Origin of the sequence: Frankia sp. CgMI4 (assembly GCF_001756285.1) — a bacterium.
Classification (GTDB): domain Bacteria; phylum Actinomycetota; class Actinomycetes; order Frankiales; family Frankiaceae; genus Frankia; species Frankia casuarinae.
Genome location: NZ_MAQZ01000082.1, coordinates 41,330 through 49,460, shown reverse-complemented (window position 1 = coordinate 49,460; position 8,131 = coordinate 41,330). Strand labels below are relative to the sequence as shown.

General features: G+C 70.0%; 5 protein-coding genes. 3 read left to right on the top strand and 2 right to left on the bottom strand.

Going from position 1 to position 8,131, the window contains the following annotated elements; genetic code table 11:
• On the bottom strand, positions 1–2,342 hold a 2,342-nt coding region (locus Manayef4_RS15520), incomplete at its 3' end, for an acyltransferase family protein (RefSeq protein WP_305773817.1).
• Positions 2,343–2,531: 189 nt separating this feature from the next.
• Between Manayef4_RS15520 and Manayef4_RS15515 the strand changes: the two genes are divergently transcribed.
• The 3 genes from Manayef4_RS15515 to rpsA all read left to right on the top strand — a co-directional run bounded on the left by Manayef4_RS15515 (position 2,532) and on the right by rpsA (position 7,644).
• Positions 2,532–3,833: a glycosyltransferase family 39 protein gene (locus Manayef4_RS15515; protein ID WP_070132054.1), complete on the top strand. Its 1,302-nt coding sequence runs from the start codon at positions 2,532–2,534 to the stop codon at positions 3,831–3,833.
• A gap of 193 nt (positions 3,834–4,026) precedes the next feature.
• Positions 4,027–5,682: an acyltransferase gene (locus tag Manayef4_RS15510; protein WP_070132053.1), complete on the top strand. Its 1,656-nt coding sequence runs from the start codon at positions 4,027–4,029 to the stop codon at positions 5,680–5,682.
• Positions 5,683–6,165: 483 nt separating this feature from the next.
• Complete coding sequence (gene rpsA, locus Manayef4_RS15505) at positions 6,166–7,644, top strand: 30S ribosomal protein S1 (protein WP_070132052.1); 1,479 nt, start codon at positions 6,166–6,168, stop codon at positions 7,642–7,644.
• Between the two features lie 149 nt (positions 7,645–7,793).
• On the opposite strand, the gene Manayef4_RS15500 is transcribed toward rpsA, so the two are convergent.
• A complete protein-coding gene (locus tag Manayef4_RS15500) occupies positions 7,794–7,976 on the bottom strand; it encodes a Trm112 family protein (protein ID WP_011435508.1) in 183 nt (60 codons plus the stop codon).
• Positions 7,977–8,131: the final 155 nt, after the last annotated feature.

Genomic DNA, 8,131 nt, shown 5'->3' with positions numbered 1-8,131 from the left:
GGCGTGGTCGGCGCGGGTGCGGCGGCCGCTGCTCCCCGGGCGATCCGGAGAAGCTGGGGAATGATCGCGACACCGATCCGTCGGGCACCGCCATTGGAGATGTGCACACCGTCGTCGTCGCGTAGCCRGACACCGTCCAGTTCGTCGACGTACTTGTCACCCGGAGTGAGAATTGACGTGATGTCGATCACGGTGACGCCGGGATGGCGAGCCGCCGCGGCCCGCAGCAGCGCGTTGAACCGCACCACCCGTTCGGCCTTCGTCTCCGGGTAGATGCCGCCGTTCGGCGCCTCGGTCGGCTTGAACACCGGGGTCGTCAGGAGCACCACCTTGGCACCCTTGGCGCCGAGCGTGTCGATGGCGAGGTCGAGTTCCCGGCCGAGGTAGGCGTCGAACCCCGGATCGCCGATGTGCGTCCACCGGCCGTCCCGCATCTGGTCGGTGACCTCCCAGCGACCGACCAGCAGGATCGCGAGCGCGGGGTTGACCTCGTTCACCCGTTGGGCGAACMGTTGCGGCCACTGGTCGCATCCGTCGGTGGTGGGACCGGCGCTGCCGAGGATGCRCCGCTGCATCCCCCGTGCGACGCCACACCCCAGCTTGGAGAAGTCGTGGATCTCCATACCCTGCTGGGCGGCCATCGAGGAGAAGTCGCTGAACCCCAGGGTGAGAGCCACCGAGTCGCCGCCGAGCAGGACCTTGATCGGGGGGTTCCCGCCGGCCTTGACGGCGACGGCCGGTTGTGGGGAGGTCGCCGCCCGCCGCGCCAACGCCTCCAGGTCCGCGGGAGTGCGCACCGACGCCGACGTCCCGGCGGTCGCCAGCAGGATCACCGCGAGCACCCCGCCCAGGGCGGCGGGCACCGTCACCCGCGGGACGGGGAAGCGTACTTTGCCCCGCCGGATCGGGTTCTCCACGAGGTGGAACGAGGCCAGTGTGATCGCCAGCGTGGCGGCGAGGCGGAGCCCCAGCAGGACCACGCCGTTCGTCCCGGTGCGGGTCGCCGTCAGCGTGAGGAAGATCGGCCAGTGCCACAGGTACAGGCCRTACGAGATGCGGCCGACGAAGGTCAGCGGGGCGGTGGCCAGCACCCTCGCCACCGGGCCTCGGGGCGCTTCCACGAGCGAGGCGACCAGCAGCATCACGATGATCGCAACCCCGAGGAAGCCGCCGGCGTAGAGTCCGCGGCTCTCCCCACCCACCGTTGTCCAGAGGAGGATCATCGCAGCCGTGGCGACACAGCCGACGACCGACATGACCGACCGGGCCCGGGCGGAGATCGGGGTCGTCCGCTGGGCCCGCCAGACGGCGAGGGCGGCCCCGACCAGCAGGGCCTGGGCGCGGCTGTCGGTGCCGTAGTAGATCCGGGAGGGGTTCGTCCCGACCACGAGCAGGGCGAGGCCCACCAACGCGGACGCCTCGGCGCCGAGGACCGCGACCGTGAGCGCGAGCGACTGGGCCTTCTGGCGCTGCCGGCGCCAGCGGTCCACGGTCTTCGCGCTGTGCCGCATCAGCAGGTAGACGATCAGCGRCCACAGGACGTAGAACTGCTCCTCAACGGACAGTGACCAGGTGTGCAGCAGAGGTGACGGAGCCGAGAAGTGGTCGAAGTAGCTCTGGTCGGACAGCGCGAAACGCCAGTTTGCGACATAGAGCAGCGTGGAGAGCGCGTCCAGCCGCAGGGTTCCCACGTCGCCGGGGGAGGCGATCCAGCGGGCGTAGGCCGCCACCCCGAGCAGCAGCAGCAGCAGCGCCGGCATCAGGCGGCGGGACCGGCGGATCCAGAAGGCGCGAAGGTCGATGCGCCGGTTGTAGCGGTACTCGGCGATCAGCAGGCCGGTGATGAGGAACCCGGAGAGGACGAAGAAGGTGTCGACGCCGAGCAGGCCGCCGGGCATCCACGAGACGCCGGCGTGATATGCGATGACGGCCGTGACCGCGAGCGCGCGCAGGCCGTCGAGCGCGGGGGAGTGCCCGAGCGGCGCGAGCACGGGTCCGGTGGCGTCGAGATCCTCCTCGACCCGCAGCGGCCCCGTCGCCTCGCGCGTGCCGGTCCGCGGCCGGGTGCCGGCCCGGGCTCTCGCCCCGGGTGCCGTCACCGTCCCGGGAGACCGGTAGGGAGGTCCGGYCGGCGGCCGGGTGGCCCCGGGCGCCGGGCGAGTCCCGCCCAGGCGGGTATTGATCGGGACGGTGTCGGTGGGCTCCGGTCCGGGTGCCACCCGGCGGTGGCGCCCACCGGAGGCGAGCGGGAAGGTGTCGGCGTCGTTGCTGGTCAGCCTCGTTCCCTCCTCGTCGCCGGGGGTTGCGTCGGCTGCGACCTCGCCAGGACATACGACAGGCAAGGCTAATCGCAGCGGCGTGGAAGGACGTACGCGCGGTGTGCTCGCCGCTGTCGCGGCGGACGCGGTGTCGAGCCGTTATCGGGACATTGGTACCTTCCGCGCGTGTCTGAGACCACGGCGGGGCTCCCCCGGATGGTGGCCCCGGCGCCGGCGGTGTCCACGGGCCAACCCACGTCTCGATTCCCCGTGATGTCGGGGTTCTCCGCGATGCTGGGGCGGGCGCGGCCCGTGCGCTGGCACCTGTGGCTGGCCGCGATCGGGCTGCTCGGTCTCGCCGTCCGCCTGTTCTACCTGTTCCACTGGCTGCATCCGGCGGTCGTGGAGGGGGACCCGTACTACTACCACGAGGCGGCGAACCTCTTCGCAGCCGGCCGGGGCTGGCCCGATCCCTACGAACTCGCCCTGTCCGGCCGCTACGTCCCCGACGCCCAGCACCCCCCACTGACCAGCGGGCTGCTGGCCGTGCCATCGGTGCTCGGATTCACCAGCTTCCTGTCCCACCAGCTGTTCTCATGTCTGCTCGGCGTGCTGTCGATCGTGCTTGTCGCCCTCGCCGGGCGGCGGATCGCCGGCCCCGTGACCGGACTGGTGGCGGCCGGGATCGCCGCTGTCTATCCGGGCATGTGGCTCAACGACCCGCTGTTGATGTCGGAGACGACCGGGATCCTCACCTGCGCGTGGATCATCCTTGCCGCCTACCGGTTCCGAGACCKGCGGACAGTCGCCGACGCCGCCTGGCTCGGAGCGGCCCTCGCTGCGGTGATGCTCGCGCGAGCGGAACTGGCGCTGCTCGCCGTGGTGCTGGTGGTGCCACTCGTCGCCACGGCCCGTGAACTCGCCTGGCGGCGCCGGATCGCCCTGGTGGCCGTCGCGGCGGCGGTGAGTGCGCTCACGATCGCGCCCTGGACCATCTACAACCTGTCCCGGTTCAGTGAGCCGGAGTACCTGTCCACCGGGCTCGGCTCCACCCTGGCGGTCACCCACTGCCCGGCCAGCTACTCCGGCCGGTACGTCGGCTGGTGGTCGTTTGACTGCATCCTGGCGTTGCCACCCTCGCCCCAGGAACGCTCCGAACGGGATGTGTTCTACCGCCGGGCCGCGTACGACTACATCAAACACAACGAGCGCAGCCTGCCCCGGGTGGCCGCGGCGCGGCTCGGTCGGACGTGGGGGGTCTACCGGCCCTGGCAGCAGGCCCGGCTGGACACCATCGAGCGGCGCCCCCTGCTCCTCAGCCAGGTCGGGATGGTCACGCTGTGGCCGTTGGAGATCGCGGCGCTCGCCGGGGTCGTGGTGCTGCGCCGCCGCCGGGTCGTGCTGCTGCCACTGCTCGCCGTGCCGATCGCCCTGAGCCTCGCCTCGGTCGCGATCTACGGGACGACCCGGTTCCGGGCCGCCGCGGAGCCCGCGATCGTGCTGCTCGCCGCCGTCGCGATCACGGCCGCCGCGCGGTGGCTCGGGCGTCGTGTAGTGGCTCGGGTGCCGCGGTAGGTTCGCGGACCGGCCGGCCGGGGCCCCTGGGTGCGGATCCGCTGGCGGGCTTCTGTGCGCGGACTGGCTGGCCGGGTAGACCGTCCGGCCGGGTAGAAAGGGTGGGTTCGCTCGGGGTGTCGACGTGGTCGCGCACACCGGACTGGTACGTTGCCTGGGTGCCGGACCTCGCTGATCTCCGGGCGCTCGGTCGGTGAATGGACCCGCCCTTTCCCTCACGGCCGCAGCCGATTCCGGCGCAGCCGCCGGCCCGGCCGGCACCGCTTCCATCCCCGAACCGCGCACTCCCGCGCCGGTCCGTCCACCCAAGGTCGTCTTCGACGGCTTCGACGGCCTGCGCGCGATCGCAGCGGTCCTCGTGGTCGTCGTGCACACCGCGTTTCCCGCTGGTTTCACCACCAGCAGCCGGCTGGGCCCCTACACCGCCCGGGGTGAGATCGGTGTCGCGGTCTTCTTCCTGATCTCGGGGTTCSTGCTCTACCGTCCGTTCGTCGCCGCCCGGTTCGCCGGCATCCGCGGCTCGGACGCCGCCGGCTACCTGGTCCGGCGGTTCATGCGGATCGTCCCGCTGTACTGGGTGGCGCTCGCCGTCACGCTGACCGTGGTCAGCAGCAAGCGGGTCGGCGTGCACGGCTTGGCCGGTCTGCTCCAGACGGCGTTCTTCGTCCAGGGTTATCAGGAGCACTGGGCGATCCAGGGCCTCACCCAGGCCTGGACCCTGGACGTCGAGGCGGCGTTCTACCTGGCGATACCGGTGTACGCGTGGCTGCTGCGGCGGCGGGACCGTCCGCCCGCCGCCCAGTTGCGCGTGGAACTCGCCGCGCTCGCGGTTACGTTCGTCGCCGCCAAGATCGTTCACTACCTGGTGATTCCGTCCACGCAGACCTGGATGAACGGCTGGAACGTCTGGCTGCCGGTCTGGTGGGACCTGTTCGCCATGGGMATGCTGCTCGCCGTGCTCTCGGCCTGGTACTCCCGGCAGGGCAGGTCGCCGCGCTGGGCGGAGCTGCCCGRCTCGGGCACGGTGTGCTGGGGCATCGCCGCGTTCTTCTACTGGGTGTCGAGCAGGCATCTCGRCCTGCCGCTCGTGCCGATCTTCGAAGCCACGCGGAGCCAGGACATGGGCAAGCACCTGGGCTACGGGTTGTTCGGCTTCTTCCTGCTGCTCCCGGCGGTGTTCGGCCACGGCGACCGCGGCTGGGTGCGGCCGCTGCTGGCCAGCCGTCCGCTGGCCTTCCTCGGAGCGATCTCGTACGGCATCTATCTGTGGCACTCGGCCGTCATCGACCTGGTGCTGGAGCACAGCGGCTGGCGGCTGTGGAAGATCCCCTACCCGCCGTTTCTCCTGGTGGTCCTCACCCTGACCGTCGGGGTCTCCACCGTGACGCACTTTTTGATCGAGCGTCCCTGCATCACCCTCTCCCGGGAGTGGGCCCGGCGGGCCGACAGATGGGTGGCGAGGCGCTTCGAAGGGGCGGCGAGGGGCGGGGAGGGCGGCCTCGTGAGCGGGGCCGGCGGATCGCCGGGCGAGGTCGAGGTGATCGGAAAGCCCGTCGATAGCCCGACGGTGCCACTCGCGTCAGGCCTCATGTCACCACGGAACATGACGGACCGGGACGCGCGAGACCCGTCCCCTCCGGTCCGGTCTCTCGATCCCGACCTGCCCGGCGTGCCKGATGGACGGGCGTCGCGCGCCGGGTGGAAGCAGCCCCGGGTCGAGTTCGACGGTCTGGAATGGCTCGGGCCGCAGCCCGCGCCGCAGCCCGGTGGGCCTGGGGCACAGCCGGCCGAGCGCGGGGGGCCCGAGCGCGGGGGGCCCGAGCGCGGGGGATCGGCGAGCCGGCGCTGACCCGAAAATGACCGGGCGTCGGGCGCCGCGAGGCCAGGCCGTCGGCAGGTGTCGGGAATCGGACGCCACGAACTCACCCATTTATCCACTTTTCAACCGATCTGCGCCGTCAGTCCCTGTCGTGTCCCGTCCGCACACGTTCCCACCCGTGTGCCGCGACGATCCGTGGGACGGCGTTGTCCCGCCTACCGCGGTGCCACGCCGCCACCAAAAACTACATATGGACGTCATGTGTCTGCGCAGAGTGAGAGTGATGGCGGACGGCGCACGTCTTGGTACGGGCGCCCGTTGACCACCCTGGACACCCGTCCCTAGACTTGGGGGCGTGCACGAGGGTCTGTGGGTCTCAGACCGAGCGGATCCACTCGAGCGTCGTTATCGTTTCTGACAGTTTCTTCGTTTTTGGCGTTGTTTCTGTCCCTCGGTCCCGGCGGTTCGATCCGGCCCTCGCGCGGACGACCACCCCTAGCCGGAGCCGACCCCTTGACGAGCACCACCGACGTACGACCCGTGGAGACCGTGACCATCTCGCCCAGYCCGACCACACCACAGGTAGCGGTCAACGACATCGGCTCGGCCGAAGACTTCCTTGCRGCCGTCGACAAGACGATCAAGTTCTTCAACGATGGCGACATCGTYGACGGCATCATCGTCAAGGTCGACCGCGACGAGGTGCTRCTCGACATCGGCTACAAGACCGAGGGCGTGATCCCGTCCCGGGAACTGTCGATCAAGCACGACGTCGACCCGCACGAGGTCGTCAGTGTGGGCGACCACGTCGAGGCCCTTGTCCTCCAGAAGGAGGACAAGGAAGGCCGCCTGATCCTGTCCAAGAAGCGTGCGCAGTACGAGCGCGCCTGGGGCACGATCGAGAAGCTCAAGGACGAGGACGGTGTCGTCACCGGCACCGTGATCGAGGTCGTCAAGGGTGGTCTCATCCTCGACATCGGCCTGCGTGGCTTCCTGCCGGCTTCGCTTGTGGAGATGCGCCGGGTCCGCGATCTGCAGCCCTACGTGGGCCGCGAGCTCGAAGCCAAGATTATCGAGCTGGACAAGAACCGCAACAACGTTGTGCTCTCGCGGCGGGCCTGGCTCGAACAGACCCAGAGCGAAGTCCGTTCCGAGTTCCTCGCCCAGCTGGCCAAGGGCCAGATCCGCAAGGGCGTGGTCAGCTCCATCGTCAACTTCGGCGCCTTCGTGGACCTCGGTGGTGTGGACGGCCTCGTGCACGTCTCCGAGCTGTCCTGGAAGCACATCGACCACCCGTCCGAGGTGGTCGAGGTCGGCCAGGAGGTTACCGTCGAGGTCCTCGATGTCGACTTGGACCGCGAGCGGGTCTCGCTGTCGCTGAAGGCGACGCAGGAGGACCCGTGGCGTCAGTTCGCCCGGACCCACGCGATCGGTCAGGTCGTTCCAGGCCGGGTCACGAAGCTGGTGCCGTTCGGTGCGTTCGTCCGGGTGGACGAGGGCATCGAGGGTCTGGTCCACATCTCCGAGCTGGCCGAGCGGCACGTGGAGATCCCCGAGCAGGTCGTGAACGTCGGTGACGAGATCCTGGTGAAGGTCATCGACATCGACCTCGACCGCCGCCGCATCAGCCTGTCGCTCAAGCAGGCGAACGAGGCGACAGGGCTGGCTGTCGACGGCGAGGCGTTCGACCCGAGCCAGTACGGCATGGAAGCCAAGTACGACGAGCAGGGTAACTAMGTCTACCCCGAAGGCTTCGACCCCGAGACCGGGGAATGGCTCGAAGGTTACGAGGAGCAGCAGGCGGAATGGGAGCGGCAGTACGCCGAGGCCCAGGCCCGCTTCGAGGCGCACCAGGTCCAGATCCGGGCCGCGCAGGAGGCCGATGCCGCCGCGGCGGCCCCCTCCTCCTACACCTCCCAGTCCGAGCAGCCTTCCTCGGCGATCGATGAAGAGGCGCTGCGTCGGCTGCGTGAGCAGTTCGGTCGGGAGTAGCCGACTCCCGTCACCGACGGTCGGGGCCCGGGGATCTTCTCCCCGGGCCCCGACCGATTTCCGATCCTTTCCCCTGCCCGTCCCAGACCCGGCGGAAGCCCAGTCCCGGGTAGAAGCTCAGCCCGGGCAGAGGGAGGTCCTGGGCCGGATCAGGACGAGGAGCGTGCCACGGCCGGGTCGACGTGATCCGGCCTGAGCAGGATCGGAACGTCGTCGCGGATCTCGTAGCGATGGCCGAGACGCGGGTTGACCAGCCAGCCGTCGACGAGCTCCAGCGGTCCCTTGTCGACCGGGCAGGCGAGGATCTTCAACAGTTCGGGTTCGATGGTCATCTCTGACGTTCCTGTTCGTCGTCTTGGGGGCCGTCGCGGGACCCGTGAGTATCCGTTCCGGATCCCATGAGCATCGCAGACACCCAGGTCGGCCCTGACCGGTCCCGACCGGGGGGCGCCAGCCATCCCGGTGTCGATCCCGGTCGTGAGGCACC

Excerpts from the sequence above, each read along its gene's own strand:
- Manayef4_RS15500 (WP_011435508.1), bottom strand. The coding sequence starts at position 7,976 with ATGACCATCGAACCCGAACTGTTGAAGATCCTCGCCTGCCCGGTCGAC.